The organism is Pseudarthrobacter siccitolerans (assembly GCF_001046895.1).
GTDB lineage: Bacteria > Actinomycetota > Actinomycetes > Actinomycetales > Micrococcaceae > Arthrobacter > Arthrobacter siccitolerans.
This window is the reverse complement of record NZ_CAQI01000029.1, coordinates 19,507-36,076: the sequence shown is the minus strand read 5'-3', so window position 1 is coordinate 36,076 and position 16,570 is coordinate 19,507. Positions and strand designations below refer to the sequence as shown.

17 protein-coding genes are annotated in these 16,570 nt (G+C 66.2%); 7 read left to right on the top strand and 10 right to left on the bottom strand.

The genetic code is table 11. The annotated features are described in order from the left end of the window. The first annotated feature begins 64 nt into the window (after positions 1 to 64). Positions 65 to 1,156 (top strand): App1 family protein, encoded by a 1,092-nt coding sequence (locus ARTSIC4J27_RS03170; protein WP_050053770.1) that lies wholly within the window; start codon positions 65 to 67, stop codon positions 1,154 to 1,156. Positions 1,157 to 1,201: 45 nt separating this feature from the next. On the opposite strand, the gene ARTSIC4J27_RS03165 is transcribed toward ARTSIC4J27_RS03170, so the two are convergent. From ARTSIC4J27_RS03165 to ARTSIC4J27_RS03150, 4 genes are all read right to left on the bottom strand, one after another. Beyond that, complete coding sequence (locus ARTSIC4J27_RS03165) at positions 1,202 to 2,764, bottom strand: glycoside hydrolase family 1 protein (protein WP_050053769.1); 1,563 nt, start codon at positions 2,762 to 2,764, stop codon at positions 1,202 to 1,204. A gap of 93 nt (positions 2,765 to 2,857) precedes the next feature. Next, a complete protein-coding gene (locus ARTSIC4J27_RS03160) occupies positions 2,858 to 3,235 on the bottom strand; it encodes a hypothetical protein (RefSeq protein WP_050053768.1) in 378 nt (125 codons plus the stop codon). A gap of 74 nt (positions 3,236 to 3,309) precedes the next feature. Then, positions 3,310 to 3,696 carry a J domain-containing protein gene (locus ARTSIC4J27_RS03155; protein ID WP_050053767.1) on the bottom strand — a complete coding sequence of 129 codons (387 nt, stop codon included), beginning with the start codon at positions 3,694 to 3,696 and terminating at the stop codon, positions 3,310 to 3,312. A gap of 84 nt (positions 3,697 to 3,780) precedes the next feature. Continuing rightward, positions 3,781 to 4,206 (bottom strand): Hsp20/alpha crystallin family protein, encoded by a 426-nt coding sequence (locus tag ARTSIC4J27_RS03150; protein ID WP_050053924.1) that lies wholly within the window; start codon positions 4,204 to 4,206, stop codon positions 3,781 to 3,783. 140 nt (positions 4,207 to 4,346) lie between these two features. Between ARTSIC4J27_RS03150 and ARTSIC4J27_RS03145 the strand changes: the two genes are divergently transcribed. After that, positions 4,347 to 4,667, top strand: a complete 321-nt coding sequence (locus tag ARTSIC4J27_RS03145; RefSeq protein WP_050053766.1) for a MerR family transcriptional regulator — start codon at positions 4,347 to 4,349, stop codon at positions 4,665 to 4,667. A 5-nt stretch (positions 4,668 to 4,672) separates the two neighbouring features. On the opposite strand, the gene ARTSIC4J27_RS03140 is transcribed toward ARTSIC4J27_RS03145, so the two are convergent. Next, positions 4,673 to 5,473: a phosphatase PAP2 family protein gene (locus ARTSIC4J27_RS03140; RefSeq protein ID WP_235436508.1), complete on the bottom strand. Its 801-nt coding sequence runs from the start codon at positions 5,471 to 5,473 to the stop codon at positions 4,673 to 4,675. A 98-nt stretch (positions 5,474 to 5,571) separates the two neighbouring features. Here ARTSIC4J27_RS03140 and ARTSIC4J27_RS03135 point away from each other — a divergent pair, with 98 nt between their 5' ends. Beyond that, complete coding sequence (locus ARTSIC4J27_RS03135) at positions 5,572 to 6,687, top strand: DNA alkylation repair protein (RefSeq protein ID WP_050053764.1); 1,116 nt, start codon at positions 5,572 to 5,574, stop codon at positions 6,685 to 6,687. A 7-nt stretch (positions 6,688 to 6,694) separates the two neighbouring features. Here the strand turns inward: ARTSIC4J27_RS03135 and ARTSIC4J27_RS03130 are convergent, their stop codons facing one another. The 3 genes from ARTSIC4J27_RS03130 to ARTSIC4J27_RS03120 form a co-directional block, all read right to left on the bottom strand. Further along, complete coding sequence (locus ARTSIC4J27_RS03130) at positions 6,695 to 8,590, bottom strand: S8 family serine peptidase (protein ID WP_235436505.1); 1,896 nt, start codon at positions 8,588 to 8,590, stop codon at positions 6,695 to 6,697. A 105-nt stretch (positions 8,591 to 8,695) separates the two neighbouring features. Next, complete coding sequence (locus ARTSIC4J27_RS03125) at positions 8,696 to 9,568, bottom strand: NAD-dependent epimerase/dehydratase family protein (protein WP_050053762.1); 873 nt, start codon at positions 9,566 to 9,568, stop codon at positions 8,696 to 8,698. Next, the gene (locus tag ARTSIC4J27_RS03120) at positions 9,565 to 10,158 is read right to left on the bottom strand and encodes an adenylate kinase (RefSeq protein WP_050053761.1); all 594 of its coding nucleotides are present in this window, start codon (positions 10,156 to 10,158) and stop codon (positions 9,565 to 9,567) included. Before ARTSIC4J27_RS03120 ends, ARTSIC4J27_RS03125 begins: the two co-directional genes overlap by 4 nt. Positions 10,159 to 10,475: 317 nt before the next feature. Here ARTSIC4J27_RS03120 and ARTSIC4J27_RS03115 point away from each other — a divergent pair, with 317 nt between their 5' ends. Then, positions 10,476 to 11,219, top strand: a complete 744-nt coding sequence (locus ARTSIC4J27_RS03115; RefSeq protein ID WP_050053760.1) for a GAF and ANTAR domain-containing protein — start codon at positions 10,476 to 10,478, stop codon at positions 11,217 to 11,219. A 7-nt stretch (positions 11,220 to 11,226) separates the two neighbouring features. On the opposite strand, the gene ARTSIC4J27_RS03110 is transcribed toward ARTSIC4J27_RS03115, so the two are convergent. Together ARTSIC4J27_RS03110 and ARTSIC4J27_RS03105 are read right to left on the bottom strand one after the other, a co-directional pair. After that, the gene (locus tag ARTSIC4J27_RS03110) at positions 11,227 to 12,426 is read right to left on the bottom strand and encodes an MFS transporter (RefSeq protein ID WP_050053759.1); all 1,200 of its coding nucleotides are present in this window, start codon (positions 12,424 to 12,426) and stop codon (positions 11,227 to 11,229) included. After that, positions 12,423 to 13,265 (bottom strand): MurR/RpiR family transcriptional regulator, encoded by an 843-nt coding sequence (locus tag ARTSIC4J27_RS03105; RefSeq protein ID WP_050053758.1) that lies wholly within the window; start codon positions 13,263 to 13,265, stop codon positions 12,423 to 12,425. Before ARTSIC4J27_RS03105 ends, ARTSIC4J27_RS03110 begins: the two co-directional genes overlap by 4 nt. 152 nt (positions 13,266 to 13,417) lie before the next feature. Between ARTSIC4J27_RS03105 and ARTSIC4J27_RS03100 the strand changes: the two genes are divergently transcribed. From ARTSIC4J27_RS03100 to ARTSIC4J27_RS03090, 3 genes are read left to right on the top strand one after another with little or no spacing between them, the layout of a single operon-like run. After that, the gene (locus ARTSIC4J27_RS03100) at positions 13,418 to 14,014 is read left to right on the top strand and encodes a tripartite tricarboxylate transporter TctB family protein (protein ID WP_161799532.1); all 597 of its coding nucleotides are present in this window, start codon (positions 13,418 to 13,420) and stop codon (positions 14,012 to 14,014) included. Between the two features lie 2 nt (positions 14,015 to 14,016). Continuing rightward, positions 14,017 to 15,540, top strand: coding sequence for a tripartite tricarboxylate transporter permease (locus ARTSIC4J27_RS03095; protein WP_050053756.1), 1,524 nt, complete (start codon positions 14,017 to 14,019; stop codon positions 15,538 to 15,540). Further along, entirely contained in the window at positions 15,537 to 16,547 is a 1,011-nt protein-coding gene (locus ARTSIC4J27_RS03090; RefSeq protein WP_050053755.1) for a Bug family tripartite tricarboxylate transporter substrate binding protein, read from the top strand. Before ARTSIC4J27_RS03095 ends, ARTSIC4J27_RS03090 begins: the two co-directional genes overlap by 4 nt. Positions 16,548 to 16,570: the final 23 nt, after the last annotated feature.

Here is a 16,570-nt window from a genome sequence, read left to right as displayed (position 1 = left end):
CACGAAGCCTCAAGGGACGCCCGGTTTCTCCTTGGCCCGCGGCACCCTGTGGCAGAGTGGACCCATGGACTCGGCTCCGAAGAATTCTGTACACAGCACAACCCCTGCCGCGGCGTTGGACGCGCTCTCCGGGAACCAGGTGTTCCGGCTGGCGCACCGGCTCTCCGACGCCTTCAACGACGTCCGGATCAAGCTGGCCAAGCGCTGGAAGTTCGTTCCGCAGACCATCGCCTACCAGGGCTACGGCTCAACCACCCAGGTCAGGGTACTGGGGCGGGTGCTGATGACCCAGAAGCCGCTGCCCGGCAGCAAGGCGGAGCAGGAAGCCCAGAACGGCAACCAGAACGTGCGGGGCTGGCGCGCCTTCACCGGTGTACCACTGCAGTTCACCGACGTCGAAATCACCATCGGCGACGTCGTCACCCATGTCCGGGCGGACCGTGGCGGCCTGATCGACACGGAGGTTGACGTCCAGCTGTCTCCGGGCTGGCACACCGCTGTCCTGCGGGCGGCAGGAACGGACCCCGTTGAGGCGCGGATCCGGGTGATCGCGCCGGATGTGAAGTTCGGCATCGTCTCGGACATTGATGACACCGTGATGGTCACCGCCCTTCCCCGGCCGTTCCTGGCCCTGTGGAACACCTTTGTGCTGAGCGAGCGCGCACGCATGGCCACCCCCGGCATGGCGGTGCTGCTGGACCGGCTCACCATCGAACACCCGGATGCCCCGGTCATCTACCTGTCCACGGGCCCCTGGAACGCCGCGCCCACCCTGGCCCGGTTCCTGAACCGCAACATGTACCCCTCCGGAGCGCTGCTGCTGACGGACTGGGGCCTGACCCAGGACCGCTGGTTCCGCAGCGGCCAGGACCACAAGCACCGTAACCTGGAACGGCTCAGCAGGGAGTTCCCGGACATGCAGTGGCTCCTGATCGGCGACAACGGCCAGCACGATGAAGCCATCTACTCCGGCTTCGCGGCGGAGAACCCGGACAAGGTTGCCGCTATCGCCATCCGCCAGCTGTCCGTGAGCGAGTCAGTCTTCGCCGGCGGCCACTCCGAAGACGGGGACCATACGGCCTCCCGGGTTCCGTGGATCTACTCCCCCGACGGGGCCGGCATGGCAAAGCAGCTGGGCACGCTGGGCGTCCTCTAGAGGCACACTGCCCGCGGCAGCGGGGCTGTCTCCAGCCGCAACCGCTTAGGCGCTGGCACCCAGCGGGGACACGCCGTCGTCGGGCGATTCCGCATCCAGGACCCCCTCGTCGAGCCCGTCAGGCGCAGCGGCTGCCGCAATGGCAACGTCCGCCGCGGCGGCAAGGCTGCGCTCCTCGATGAGCTCCTGGTACCAGAAGTAGGAGGCCTTCGGGGTCCGCTCCAGAGTCTCGCGGTCCACGTGCAACAGTCCGAACGGCTGGTTGTAGCCCGCGGACCACTCGAAATTGTCCATCAGGGACCACACGTAGTAGCCGCGCAGGTCAATTGACTCGGCCTCACCGCCGGGAGCGGTGGCGCGCAGCGCGGCTTCGAGGTGGTCGGAGAGGTACTTCAGGCGGCGCTCGTCCGGGATGAACCGGGTGTTGGTCGATTTGTCCCGGACGATGATGTCCTCGAAGCTGGCCCCGCCCTCGGTGAGGATCACGGGCGGCAGGTTGGGGTACCGTTCGGCCATCTCCTTCAGGGCAACCCGCATGTATTCCGGCTTCACGGGCCAGCCGTAGGCGGTGATGTCCGCTTCCGGCCAGGTTTCCACGTGGAACGGGGTACCTCCGTTGCCGGCCGCGCTGAGGTCGCTGCCCATGGCCTCGGCCATGCTCGCCGGCACTGCGCCGCCGCCCGGGCCCACCGCCACCTTGGTGGGCATGTAGTAGTTGAGCCCGTAGAAATCGAGCGGCTGCGAGATGAGGGCCATGTCCTCCTCCGGGTGCTCGAACGAGCTGAAGAACTTGGCGGCCCGGATCAGGTCCGGATATTTTCCGGTCAGCACGGGGTCGGCGTAGAGCCGGTTCTGCGCCAGGTCCATCAGCCCGGCGCTGACGTAGTCCAGCGGGTTGATGGAGTTCGGGACCATGGGCGAGTAGACGTTGGTCATGCCGATTTCGCCGGGGACCTTCGCGGCCCGCAGTGCCTGCACGGCGAGCCCGTGCCCCAGCAGCTGGTGGTGGACCGTGGGGAACGCGCCCAGGAGGAGATCCTTGCCCGGCGAGTGCAGGCCGAGGGTGTAGCCGTTGGTGCTCACCGTGGCGGGCTCATTGATAGTTACCCAGCGCGCCACCCGGTCACCGAAAGCCTCGGCCAGGATGCCGGCGTACTCCCCCAGGCGGTAGGCGGTGTCCCGGTTCATCCACCCGCCGTCCTCCTCCAGGGCCAGCGGCGTGTCCCAGTGGTAGATGGTGGCCATGGGTGAGATCCCGTTGGCCAGCAGCTCGTCCAGGAGCCGGTCGTAGAAGGCCAGGCCGGCGCGGTTCGCCGGTCCCTTGCCTGTGGGCTGGATGCGGGGCCAGGCGAACGAGAACCGGTAGGAGTCCACCCCCAGCTGCTTCATCAGGGCAACGTCCTGGGGCATCCGGTGGTAGTGGTCGCAGGCTACCCTCGGGCTGTGGTCCTCCACGATGGCGCCGGGCTTGTCAGCAAAGAGATCCCAGGCGGCGGGTCCGCGGCCGTCCTCGTCCAGCGCCCCCTCGATCTGGAAGGCTGCGGTGGCCACTCCCAGGGTGAATCCCGGCGGGATGAGTGCGGCGAGGTCCTTGGCGGAGATATGCATCAGTTCAACCCTTACTACGGACAGGACGGTACCCGCGCCAGTCCCTGGGCCGGCGCGAGGTCAGGACCATATCCTCGCACGATTCCCGGACGGTTAGTGCTCGCCGAACAGGAATTCCTTCGCGTGCGCCACAGCCTTGCGGAAGGCGTCGTTCCGCAGTGTCACCAGGTGCTCCGTTTCGCCGTCGGCCGGTTCAAGGTACCCCGTATAGCCCGGCCGCAGCACCCAGATGTCGCCGGCGGGAGGAAGATAAAAGACGCCGAAGGACCGCTGCTGCTTTTCGTCCGATGTCCACACCGGCACCACGGCCAGGGCCGCGCCGGTTGCCGGGTTGATCCACTGGGCGCGGGGCAGCGGTTCCTCGTGCGCTTCGGGGTCCAGGAACGGCGCGGTGCCTTGGCCCCAGCGCTGTTCGAAACGCTCGTGGAACGCCGGCATCAGGTGTGAGTCGTAGCGGCGCCAATCGCTCATGCAGTTCGCCTCCTCAGGATAGTGTGGTTCCCCCGGCTCTGAACGTAGCCGTTGGGCCTGGATGGTTCCGGCAGCTAGGCCCAGGGCCCGCTTTCCCAGCGCACGGGGCTGATCCGGATGGTGTTTCCGGCGGGTCCGCTCCGGCGCTGGACTTTGCGGACCGGGATATTGCGCGCAGTTTCCGACGCCGGCGCTGCCCGGGCTGCCGGTTCCGCCATAGCCCGGCGGTCGTAGTCCGCCCGGCGTGCCGGATCGCGCAGGACGGCGAAGGCCTCCATAATCCGCAGCAGTTCCGCCTCCGGTGGCGGCGGGTTTGTCCCCGGGCCGCCTCGGTTGGACCTTCCGGCATCCAGGTCCGGGTGATGGCTGCGCAGGAGCGCGCGGTAGGCGCGCGAGATCTGCTGCTGGCTGGCATCCCGCGGGATACGCAGGGCGCCGTAGTAGTCCGGGATCTCGCTCATGTCAGCCCTCCGGTTCCAGATCCGTCCGGATACGGGTGCGGTGCAGGGCCACCGCTTCGGTTGCCCTGCACCGCCGGGACCGTCCTAGCTTCCGATTTGCTGCATCTCGCCCTGCTGGGTCTGGATCTCGATCTTGCGTGGTTTCGCCCGCTCCGCCACGGGGATCCGCAGCGTGAGGACACCCTGGTCGTAGCTGGCCTTGATGGCATCCGTATCGAGGGTGTCGCCCAGGATCAGCTGGCGGCTGAAAACACCGCGCGGGCGCTCGGAGGCCACCAGCTCCACATTGGGCTGGGTGGGGTCCTGCCGCTCGGCGCGCACAGTGAGGACGTTGCGCTCAACATTGAGGTCCAGCGAATCGAGCTTGACGCCCGGAAGATCAAAGGCAACAACGAATTCCCCATCCTCCTGCCAGGCATCCATGGGCATGGCAGCCGGGCGGGCGGCGGTTCCAAAGACCTGCTGCGTGAGCCGGTCCAGCTCACGGAACGGGTCCGTGCGCATCAACATCATTTCCCACTCCTTCAGCTTGTTAGACGTTGGGTCGGTGCCATATCCATCCGCCATGATCTATGGTGATGGATATAGATTTTTTATAGCACCCGTGGGAAACTGAAGCAAGATTGCGGGCAGAAAATTTGGGAGGGCCAATGGCAGAGCAAGAGAGAGGCCGGGCCCCCGCGCCTGCGAAAGGGCGCGCGCTGTATGCGATTTCCGTTGCAGCGGAACTGGCCAACACCGGCCAGCAGAACATCCGCCTCTACGAGACAAGGGGCCTGCTGACCCCGTCCCGCACCGCCGGCGGCACGCGGCAGTACAGCGACGCGGACATCGCCGTGCTGCTCAGGATCGGCGAACTCCTTGAACAGGGCCTGAACCTGGCCGGAGTGGCCAAAGTGCTGGAACTGGAGGAAGCCAACTTCAGGCTTCATCGCGCCCTGAAGCGGGCCCGGTCCCGGCCGCCCGCCTGAGCTGCCTACTCCTGCGGCGTCTCAGCCTTGGACAGCTCGCCGGTGATCCGCTCGCCCGGAACCCTTGCCGTCCGCCAGGTGTCCAGGGCGATCACTCCGCCGAGGATCAGCAGTGACAGGGAGACCGAGGCCAGGGCGTCGCTGAGCCAGTGGTATCCCAGGTACAGCCGGCTGACGGAGGCCAGCACAATGCCGATCCCCGCCACGGTGAACCCAAAAACCGCCGCCTTCCTGTTCTTCCGCCGCGAGTAGATCAGGAACGTTCCCACCAGCAGGAAGTCGCAGGCCCCCAGGACGTGGCCGGAGGGGAACGAGAAGGTGTGGTCTATCCCGAAGAGCATCTGCTCAACCGGCGGACGGGACCGGCGCACGATCTGGAGGATGATCTGCGAAATGATCACCCCGGAGAGCATGGCGGACGCCAGCAGGATGGGTCGCCAGGCGTGCTTGGCGGCGAATCCCCAGGCGACCACTACCACCAGCACGATGATGGGCAGGGCAATGGGACCAAAAACCACGGCCAGGAAGATCATCACCACTGTCAGCGTCTGCGACCTCAGTCCGAGCAGCCAGTCCCGGACAGGGACGTCGGCTGCGGAGAGCCCGTCGGCCTGGACCACGCTGATCAAGGTGGCCACAAAGAGCGCCACGCCGACCGCCGCCAGGATGGCAGCTGCCCGGTACAGGCTGCGCCTGTCCGCCGGGTCCACATACCGCTCCTCCACCACGAACTTGTCGTGGAAGGCCCGCCATCTGCCGGTACTCTTCCCGCTGGTTCCGGAGCCTGCTGATCCCTGTTGTCCCACCGGCACATCCGTCCCTCGGTAGTGAAGTTTGCCTAGGGGAAGATTATCCCTGTTCCGCGGCAGCCGTTATTGTCGCAGCCCGGCGGTACCCTGACTGGATGGGCGTGATGAACGAACTGATTGACCCGCCGGCTATCGCCACCCTCGCATGCATCCTTGCGGAAAGGGCGCCCGGAGTCCGGTGGGAGCGGACCGCTGCCACCGCCGGGGACCTGGGAGACCTCAATTTGCGCGCCCGCACCGATCTGGTGGCCGGGGCGCTGGCAGCGGACATCAGGGAGTGCCGGGAAGGCAAGGCGTTTACGACGGCGGCGGCCGGCTTCCGCGCGGCGCTGCGGTCGCCGGAATTCACCGGCTGGGTGTTGTGGCCCGTTTCGGAGGCGGCTGTCACCCTCGCCCTGGAATCCGGCGCGCCGGAGGACTTTGACGACGCCCTGGCCCTGTTGGCCGAACTGACGCCGAGGCTCACCGGCGAATTCGCCATCCGCCGGCTCCTGGCTAAGGACCCGGACCGCGCCCTGCAAGCCATCCAGGAATGGACGTCGAGCCCGGACGAACACGTGCGCCGGCTGGCAAGCGAAGGCACCCGGCCCTACCTGCCGTGGGCAGTGCGGGTACCCGCCCTGGTCCAGCGTCCCGAGGCCAGCATGCCCGTCCTCGACGCCCTGTACAGGGATTCCTCAGAGTACGTCCGGCGCTCGGTGGCAAACCACCTCAACGACCTTGCCCGGCACGCCCCGGATGCTGTTGTTGCCGCCGCCGGGCGCTGGCTCTCCGCACCAGACGCCAATACGGGGTGGGTGGTCCGCCACGGGCTCCGCACGCTGGTCAAAAAGGGGCATCCCGGTGCGCTGGAACTGCTGGGCTTCACCCCCGCGTCCGTCGCAGTGAACGGGCCGAGGCTTGACCGGGAAACACTGACTATCCCCGGCGAGCTGACCTTCGCCTTTGAGATTTCCAATACCGGCAGCGCCGACGTTCGGCTCGCCGTGGACTACCTCGTGCACTACCGGAAGGCCAACGGCAGCCAATCCGCCAAAGTCTTCAAGATCGCCACCCTGACCCTTGCACCCGGGGAGAGCCGGAGCCTGTCCAAACGCCACGCGTTCCGGCAGATGACAACCAGGGTGCACCATCCGGGACTCCATGCGCTGGAACTGCAGATCAACGGGGCCGTGCACGGGCACACGGAGTTCCTGCTGGAGACGGTTTAGGCCGGACCTAGAAGGAGCCCGTGGTGAACTGCCAGCTGCGGCCGGCGAAGGGGTTTCCGGCCAGGTCGCGTACTGCCGCAGCGCCGCCGGTCACCGTCACGGTGTACTTGGTTTTGCCGGCCAGCGGCTGCTGGGGATCCAGGATCCACTGGTTGGTGGTCCCGTTCCGGTAAACGGAGGCCGGCACCAGGGCTCCGGTAGCGGCGTTCTTCACCGTGAAGGTGGCTCCGGTAACGCCCTGGACGGCCTCGTTGAAGGTGACGCTGATGTTGTTGGTCCGGCGCACCAGCAGGGCGTTGCTTCCGGGGGTGGTGCTGGTAACAACGGGCGCTTGCCCGGTGAGGAAGCTCCAGCTGACAGAGGCCAACGGTGTGCCGGTGCTGCCACGGATGGCTGAGGTTCCACCCACCAGTGTTGCGGTGTACCGGGTATCGGCGGCCAGGCTGGCGGCCGGATCAAGGGTGGCCGTGCGGGTGGTGGCGTTGTAGGTGACGGTGGCAGGGATGGCGGCTCCTGCGGCGTTTTTGAGCACGAACGTCCCGCCCGTGACGCCTTGGACCGCGGCGCTGAAGGTGGCCGTGACGTTGGTTCCGGCCAGAACGGCCGTGGCGTTGTTCCCCGGCGTCACTGCAGTGACGCCGGGCGCGGGGGCGGGTGCCGGGGCAGGCTCGGGAGCCGGGGCAGGTGCCGGTGCGGCTGCAACGCTGCCGGCGAACAGGAGGCGGTTGGGCGTGCCGCTGGTGGCGCCGGTGATCACCCCGGCGGTGGCGCTGGATGTCAGCGTTGCGGCCACCTGGGACGGGGTGAGGGCGGGGTTCTGGGACAGCAGCAGGGCCGCCGCCGCTGCCGCGTGCGGCGAGGCCATCGAGGTCCCGGACATGGACGCGGTGGCCGTGGCGGAGGTGTAGTAGGTCGAGGTGATGCCAACGCCGGGGGCGTAAAGGTCCACGCAGGAGCCGAAGTTGGAGAAGGACGCCTGCCGGTCGGCTGAGTCGCTGGCCGCAACGGTGACGGCGGCCGGCACCCTGGCGGGCGAGCTGTTGCAGGCGTCCACCGCGGAGTTGCCGGCGGCAACCACGGCTGTGACGCCGTCGTTGATTACTGCCTGGATGGCCGCGTCCACGGCGGTGCTCGCGCCCCCGCCCAGGCTCAGGTTGGCCACGGCCGGGGTCCCGGCGGTGTGGTGCGCGGCCACCCAGTCCAGCCCCGCCACTACGTCTGAGTTGTAGCCGGAACCGTTGCAGTCCAGCACCCGCACGGGAACCACGGTGGCACCCTTTGCTGCGCCGTATGTGGAGCCTGCCACTGAACCGGCCACGTGCGTGCCGTGTCCGTTGCAGTCGCTCGAGCCCAGGCCGTCAACCACGGCGGACCAGCCTGCGGCCACGCGGCCGCCGAAGTCGGTGTGCGAAGCCAGGACGCCTGTGTCCACCACGTAGGCCGTCACGCCCGTGCCCGAAGCAGTCCAGGAGTAGGACCCGGACAGCGGCAAGGACTTCTGGTCGATGCGGTCCAGGCCCCACGGTGCCGGCTGCTGCGTTGCGGAGACCCTGACCGGGGCGTCCGCTTCCACCGAGACCACCCGGCCGGAGCGCGCAAGGGCCGCCGCCTGGGCGGGATTGGCCGTGACCACAGCCGCGCGGACCGCGTGCGAAAAGGTGCGGCCGACGGCGAGGCCCTGCGCCCGCAGTCCGGCCGCCTCTGCTGCCACGTCGGCGCCGGCGGCGTACTGGACGATGTAGCGGCCGGTGGCGGCATCGGCAGGCGGAGCTGCCGATGCGGACACGGCGGTGGCGGAAAGTGCGACGGCGGAGACCAGCACTGCTGCGGCAGGCAGCACAAAGGCGGGAGTACGAATTTTGGGGTCCTTGTTTTGGCGTTGCGGGCTGCGCGGGCGGAACATCCATCCGCCCTTACCAAAAGATTAGGGCCCTGCAATGGCCGGAATCCCTGTCCTTGCGGGATCCTGTGCCAACCCTTGGTGATTCCTGTGCCGGTCAGGAATCCCCTAGCTTGCGGCGACTCCAGCGGTGCCCGTCAGGTGGTTCCGCCAGGAGTGTTCGGGCTCGAATCCAAGCAGCCTGCGGGCCTTGTCGATGGACAGCATGGTCTCGTGCTCGCCCAGTTCCTTGGTGACCTTGACGGCGGGGAACACCTCCGCGGCGAGGCTGGCACTGGACCGGCCCATCACCGTGTCCGCGTTGGCGATGATGTACGCCTCGAACCCGGGCCGTCCGTTCTCCAGCGCGCGGGCCACGGCCTGGGCCCCGTCGCGGCCGTCGATGTAGCCCCACAGGTTCCACTTCCGCAAGGTTGCATCGGCGTCGAAGCTGGGGAACCTCGCATAGTCCTCGACGTCCATCACGTTGGAGAACCGCAGGCCGGAGATGCTCAGTTCCGGGTCCCACCGGGTCAGCTCCACGGCCATCTGCTCCTCGAGGTGCTTCACCAGGGAGTAGGTGCTTTCAGGCCGCGCCGGGTACTCCTCGTCCACGGGAATGTAGGGCGGGTCGACGTCGAACGGCAGCCCCAGCACCGTCTCGCTGGAGGCGTACACCACCTTATTGATCCCGGCCCGGCGGGCCGCCTGGAAGACGTTGTAGGTGGAAAGCATGTTGTTTTCGAAGGTGGCCGCGTCCGGGATGATGCCGGGCGCCGGGATGGCACCGAGGTGGACTACCGCATCGAATCCCGTGTGGCGGTCATCCACGCCGAGGAGGACATCGAGGACCTGGCCGTAGTCGCGCAGGTCCACCACCACCAGCCCGGGACTCCGTTCCCCTGCCCGGTCCAGGTTCAGCACCTCGTGTCCGTCCTCGGCCAGCCGCCGGACCACGTGCCGTCCCAGCTTTCCGCTGCCTCCGGTTACTGCCACCCTCATGCGTGTTCTCCCTTTCCGTTGATGAAGCGTTCGACGGCGGTAATCGCCAGTTCAGTGATCTCGCCGGGGTCGCCGCTGCCGTTCACGGAGACGAGCAGTCCGCGTCCCGCGTAGACAGACACCACCTCGTGGGTCTCCCGGTGGTACAGGTCAAGGCGCCGCCGGAACACGTCCACGGTGTCGTCCTTGCGGCCCTCCTTTTGGGCACGCTGCAGCATCCGCTGTTCCAGCTCGGAATCCGGCGCACGCAGTTCGATGACTGCATCGAGGGAGCCGCCCTGGGAGGCCAGTAAGTTGTCCAGCTCCACCACCTGCGGTGCGGTGCGGGGGTATCCGTCCAACAGGAAGCCGGCCCGGACATCGGCGTCCCGGAGGCGGTCCTTGACCAGCTCATTGGTGAGGTGGTCCGGGACAAAATCCCCGCCGTCGAGATACTTGGCAGCTTCGTTGCCCAGTTCGGTCTGCCTGCTGACGTTGCTCCGGAAGATCTCGCCGGTGGAAACGGCGGGGACCCCGAAGTGGCGGGCCAGGTGTTCAGCCTGGGTTCCCTTGCCGGAACCGGGCGGACCGATGATGAGCAGTCTGGTCATGTCTGTTGTCCCTCCGCGGCGCAGCAACCGCTGGTTTCCGGGTCCGCCGCCGGCAGCCCCGGCGCTGCCCTATTCTGCCCACAACAGGGAACACAATGCCAGCCTCGGGGACCGGAAGGGAAGGCTGGCAGCGTGCCGCGCCGGTCCGAAAAGCGGCGTTGTCAGAGGCAAGAGCTGTATATACTTCTGGATATCGGTTTAGCAGCAGGCCGTTGGAAAGTTCTTCGATCCAGCGACCTCAGCCGCTTGCCGCCTCTTTGGGTGGGAGGAGACTGTTGCAGGGTCGTTTAAACCTGAGCGAATGGCACCAGAAAACCGTGGCCAGCGAGTCAACAGCAAAAACCGATACTTCAATAACTGAGCACCTGCATGAACTCGTCCTCAACAGCTCCGACGTTGAGGACTTCCTTAACGAACTGGCGCAGGTGTCTGCCCGCAACCTGTCCGAGCCCGGCGACGAGATGCTCTGCGCCATCACGCTGCTGCGGCAGCGGAAGGCTGCCACAGTGGCCAGCAGCAGTCCGGCCGCCGAGGCCGTGGCGCGGCTCGAATACGAGTTCAACCAGACGCCCAGCATGGAAGCCTCCACGTCGCAGGCAACAATCTCCGTGCCGGACGTGCGCGAGGACGGCCAGTGGCCGGAGTATTCCGCGTCCCTGCTGAGCCAAGGCATCCGTTCAGTCCTGGCCGTGCCGTTCCAGCTGGAGGGTGAGACGAAAGCAGCGCTGCTGCTGTATTCGAGCCGCCCCAACCGCTTTGGGTCCCGGGTGCTGGAGTTCGCCGAGGACTTCGTCAGCCAGACCTCCCTCGCGCTGCGGTTGGCGGTGCGGTTTGCGCATTACAGCGAGACGGCGGCCAACCTCCGGGCCACGCTGGAATCACGGACAGTGATCGACATGGCGGTGGGCATCATCATGGCCCAGAACAGGTGCAGCCAGCAGGACGCCTTTGAGATCCTGAAGACGGCATCCAGCACGCGCAACTCCAAGCTGCATGACGTGGCAGCCTCGGTGGTCAACTCGCTCGGCCAGGGTCCTGCCCGTACCCACTACGACGGGTAGGACCGCGTCAGCCCGCCTCCTCGGGGGCAGGCCGCCCGCCGCCCGCGTCGGAGCCGGCCACCACTGCAATGGCACCAATCAGCAGGGCGGCGTTGGCCCAGAAGATTCCCAGGACGCCCAGCGGCGCGGCAAAAGAGCCTACGGCGACGGGCAGGGTGATCTGGGCCAGGCGGTTGACGGTCATCCGCAGGCCCAGCACCGCCCCGTGGCTGGACGCGGCGGTCAGTGACACCACCCACGCCATGGTGAGCGGCTGCGGAATACCAAGGCCAAGGCCCAGGCCGACCATGACGGCGATGGCTCCGTAGGCCCCGACCAAGGGCAGGAGCGCCAGGGACAGCACCGCAGCGGCAATGGACACGATCAGCATCGCCTTGCGTCCGAAGCGGCCGATAAGCCGGGTCAACCCAAGCCTGCTGAGGACGGATACTGCTGCCCGCAGTGCCAGAAGCAGCCCCACCACCGCTGCGCTGACGTTTTGTTCGGTGGCCCAGACCGGGACAAACGCGTACATCAGGTCCACTGTGACCAGCACCGCCCCGCTGACCACCAACGAACGCCACAGTCCCGGCGCTTTCAGGACGCCCGCCACGCTCACCGGGACTGCGTCCGCCGTGCTCCGGCGCTGGCGCAAGCCGGCATCCGTGCGCCGCAGGAAGAAGTATGCAGGAGTGGCCAGGGCGCTGAACGCCAGGCACACCAAAAGACCCAAAGTGGTGTCCGGCTGCCCGCCGGCGGTGACGCCAAGTGAGGCAACGATGGTTACGGCGGGTGGGCCAATCAGCTGGCCAATCGATGCAGCCGCCGTCAGCGTGCCAAAGGCGCTGTCAGTCGAGCCCTTGGTGCTGACGTGTGCCACAAATGCCTGTTGGCCCACCATCACCAGAAGATGCCCCAAGCCGATGAGGGCGCTGGCCGCCAGCAGCACAGGCAGCCCCGGGAACGCCAGCATGGTGAGGGTTCCGGCTGCGGCCGTCAATAGCCCCAGGAAGGCCATGGCGGTACCGCCGAACCTGTCCGCCAGCCTGCCGGCAGGCAGTGCGGTCAGCAATGCAGGCAGCGCGAAACTGGAGGCCAGGAAACCGAGGAAGGCGGGATCGGCGCCTTGAGACAATGCCCGGTATCCGATGATGAGCCGGATACCCACCCACGAAGCCTGTGCCAGGACAGCCTGGGCACTGAGTGCGGTGCGCCAGTGGGCCGTCACGTCCGAAGCGGGATCTCGTCCGCACCGCCGAGCAGCCGGGTCAAATCATCGACACCGTCACGGACCGCCTTGTATTTGGTGGGCTCCAAGTGGAATATCGCCAGTTGCAGTGCATACGCGAGCACCACGGGAATCACCTGGGTCCGGTACTCGGTATCGTCGCCCCGGCGGGCAGTGATGAGGTGGTCCGGGCTCGGGCGGAAGCGGTAGCCCGGAACATCCGAGATCAGGATGCTTTTACCGCCCCGTCTGGCCGCCTCGGAGACCAGAGTGGGCAACTGCCCGGGCGCCTCGCGCAGGGCGAGGGCGATCAGGGTGCTGTGCTCGTCAAAGCTGATAAAGCGTTCAGCCAGGTCCTTTGGTGTGGTTCCCAGCGTGACCGTTGTGAGCCCCAGCCTGCGCAGGCGCCGCGCGAGCAAATCCCGCGTGGGCTTTTCGTCGTCCCGGGAGAACAGATACACGGTACTGGACTCGTGCAGGGTCAGGGCGGCGGCGTCCAGGTCCTCCTGGGAAACAAAGTGCGGCAGCCGCTTCAGGGCACGGATTTCATCTGCGACGAAGGCGGAAAGATCGTAACCGGACTCCGTGCGCATGATCTTAACCTGATGGTCTTCAGATGTGGACTCATCCGTGCGCAGGTCATTCCGCAGATCCGGGTAGCCGCGGTAGCCCAGCTTCTTTGCCAGCCGTACCACTGTCGACTCATGCGTACTGGCCCGCTCTGCGACTTCCGCGGCGGGGATTCCCGACATGTCATCACCCAGGAGGACGTTCATGACGCGCTCCTCTGAGGCACTCAGCCGGACCGTGCTGCTGGCCACTACTGCTTTGAAACTCACTCTGGCTCTCCTTTGAGATCCCGCTCGGAACAACTGTGATGCTTGACACTCTCTCACGAACATGCAATCCTGTGCAAGATTGCAAGTGACGTTGAATGTCCATCTTGCTTTCCCATTTTCTCCACTTTGCCGCAGAGAGGCGGACAACCAAGATGCAAACCCTCAACGCACCCGTTGCGCTTGAATGGACGGTGGCCGCAGCGGCCGTCGCCGGAGGGCTGGCCATAGCAGTGGTCGGCGCCGGTTACGGGCTGACGAACACCTCCGGCGTGGGGGCCGGGTTCTTTCCCACCGTGGCCGGCACCCTGATGGCCCTTGCCGGCGTTTTGTGGGCGTTCCAACTGGTGGCAGCGCGGCGGCAGGCCGCACCGGCCCCGGTTACCGGCGATGCCATGGAAATGCTGCCGCCCCATCATGAGTCTGAATCAGCACTGGTATCGCTGCTGGATGACGACAACAGTGATGAACCGGACGCACCCGATTTCCCGGACCGCCAAGGATGGGCCCGCGTGGGCATCATCTCGGCAGCCATCCTGCTGGCCGCCCTGCTCCTGCCTTTGCTCGGCTACACCATCGTGATGACGCTGATGCTGGGAGCCATCTTGTTCCTGGTGAGCAAGCGGAGACTCTGGATGGCGGCCCTGGTGGCAGTCGGTGCCGCGCTGGCCTCCCGCCTGGTCTTCGAGGTCTGGCTGGGGACGGCCCTGCCCACAGCCAGCATCGACTTCCTTGCAGGACTGGGGCTGTAGCCGTGGGATTTGACCAGCTCCTGGGTGGCCTCGCCACAGTCTTCACTCCGGAACACCTGCTGTTCGCACTGCTCGGGTGCGTCCTGGGCATGCTGGTGGGCGTACTTCCAGGTTTCGGGCCTGCCGCCGCAGTGTCCCTCCTCATCCCGGTCACGTTCGGCCTTGATGCCACGTCAGCGATCATCATGCTCGCTGCCATCCTCTACGGCGCGGCCTATGGCGGCACCACTACCGCGGTCCTGCTCCGGATACCAGGCGAGGCTTCCTCAATCGCCACCACACTGGACGGCTACCAGATGGCCAAACAGGGCCGGGGCGGCCCGGCTCTGGTCATCGCTGCAATCGCTTCATTCGTCGGCGGCCTGATTGGCGTCATCGGCTTTGTGGTGGTGGCACCATTCAGCCGGCTCGCTTTGGAATTCGGCGCACCGGAACTGTTCCTGGTCTCCCTGCTCGGTTTTGCCCTCATCACCAGCTTCGCAGGCAACAACCCCGCCAAGGCACTGCTCAGCGCCGCCGCCGGGCTCGCGATTGCCACCGTGGGCGTGGACTCCGGCGTCGGCATTGCCCGCTTCACGTTCGACATGCCCGAACTGTTCGACGGGCTGGGACTCGTGGCAGTGGTGATGGGTGTCTTTGGCCTCAGCGAAGTGCTGGGCCAGGCCCAAAAAGGGCCGCTGGGCGTCCCCAGCCCCCTCAAAGTCGCCAGGCTCCTGCCCACCCGCACCGACCTGCGGCGATCGGCGTTCCCGTCCCTGCGCGGATCACTGATCGGGTTCTTTATGGGGCTCCTGCCAGGTTCCCCGGGAGCGGCCACATCCCTGGCTTCCTACGCAGCTGAAAAGAAGATCTCCAAGCGCAGCAAGGAATTCGGCAAGGGAGCCGTGGAAGGCATCGCCGGTCCTGAATCGGCCAACAATGCCCTCGCAGTTTCGTCCATGATCCCGCTGTTCACCCTGGGCATTCCCACCTCCGCCACGGTGGCCATCATGGCCGGCGCGTTCACCATGAACGGGCTGATTCCCGGGCCGCTGCTGTTCCGCGACAACCCTGACGTGGCCTGGGCCATCATCGCCAGCCTCCTCGTGGGTAACCTGATCCTCCTGGTCCTCAACGTGCCCCTTGCCCGGGTCTGGATCGCCGTCCTGAAGGTTCCGTTCCACTACCTGATGGCCGCCATCCTGGCCTTTATGTTCCTGGGTACCTACTCCATCAACGGAAGCGCCTTCGACATCCTCATCATGCTGGGCGCCGGCATCCTGGGCTACATCTTCCAGCTCGTCAAAGTGCCGCTCACGCCCCTGGTCCTGGGACTTATCCTGGGACCGCTGCTGGAGGAGAACTTCCAGCGGTCACTGGCCCTCTCGCGCGGAGACTACAACGTGTTCCTGCAGGGCCCCATCAGCCTCACGCTGATCGGCGTCATTGTCCTGGCCATCCTGTTCGGCGCAGTCCGCCCCCTCATTGCTTCAATGCTGAAGAAAAAGACCCCCACCCCCATCGCACCAAAGGAGCTTGCGAAATGAAAAAACTCACAGCACTGTCCGTCACCGCCCTCGCCGCATCCGTCGCCCTTGCCCTCACCGGCTGCGGCGGCCAGGCCAGCAGCACCTCAACCACGGCAGCCGCCGACTTCCCGAAGGCAGGGTCCACCATCGAGTGGATCGTCCCCTCGGCAGCCGGAGCCGGCAATGACATCCTGGCCCGCATCATCGCACCGGCGATGCAGGAGGACCTGGGCGCGAACATCAAAGTCGTCAACAAAGAGGGCGGCAGCCAGGTGGTAGGCCTGAACTATGTCGCCCAGTCCAAACCGGACGGCCTCACCTTCGGCAACACCAACATCCCGTCCATCCTTGGCCGCTACCTGGATCCCAGCAAGAAGGCGGCCTTCGACCGGAGCAGCTTCACCCCCATAGGTTCCTTTGCCACCAACTCAGTGGTGATCGGCGTCAACAAAGACAGCAAGTACAAGTCCATCAAGGAACTGTTCGACGCGGTCAAGGCTGAGCCCGGGAAGATCACAGCGGGCACCGACTCCCGCGCCGGTGACGACCACATCAACCTGCGCCTCCTGGAAGACGCCCTGGGACTCGACTTCAACATCGTCCACTACAACAGCGGCGCGGACAAAGTGGCGGCGGTCGTTTCCGGCGAAACCGATTTTGCCCTCGGCGGCGTTTCCAGCTTCTTCGGCCAATACAAATCCGGCGACATCAAGCTCCTGTCTGTTATCGAGGACAACCCGAGCTCGTTTGTACCGGACGTCCCCACCATGAAGAGCGCCGGTTACGACGTGAAACCGATGGCCAGCAACTTCGCCCTGTCCGTTCCGTCCAAAACGCCCAAGGACATTGTTGCCAAGCTTGAGTCCTCCCTGAAGAAGGCCAGCGAAAGCGCCGCCGTCCAGGAGAAGCTCAAAGGCGCCGCCACGCAGCCCACCTGGGTGCCTGCCGCCGACGTCAGCAAGATGTGGGAAGAGCGCGAAGCCCTGATCAAGCCGGTCATTGATGAACTCCTCAAGCAGCAGTAACAACACCAGCAGAGAGGCCGGCG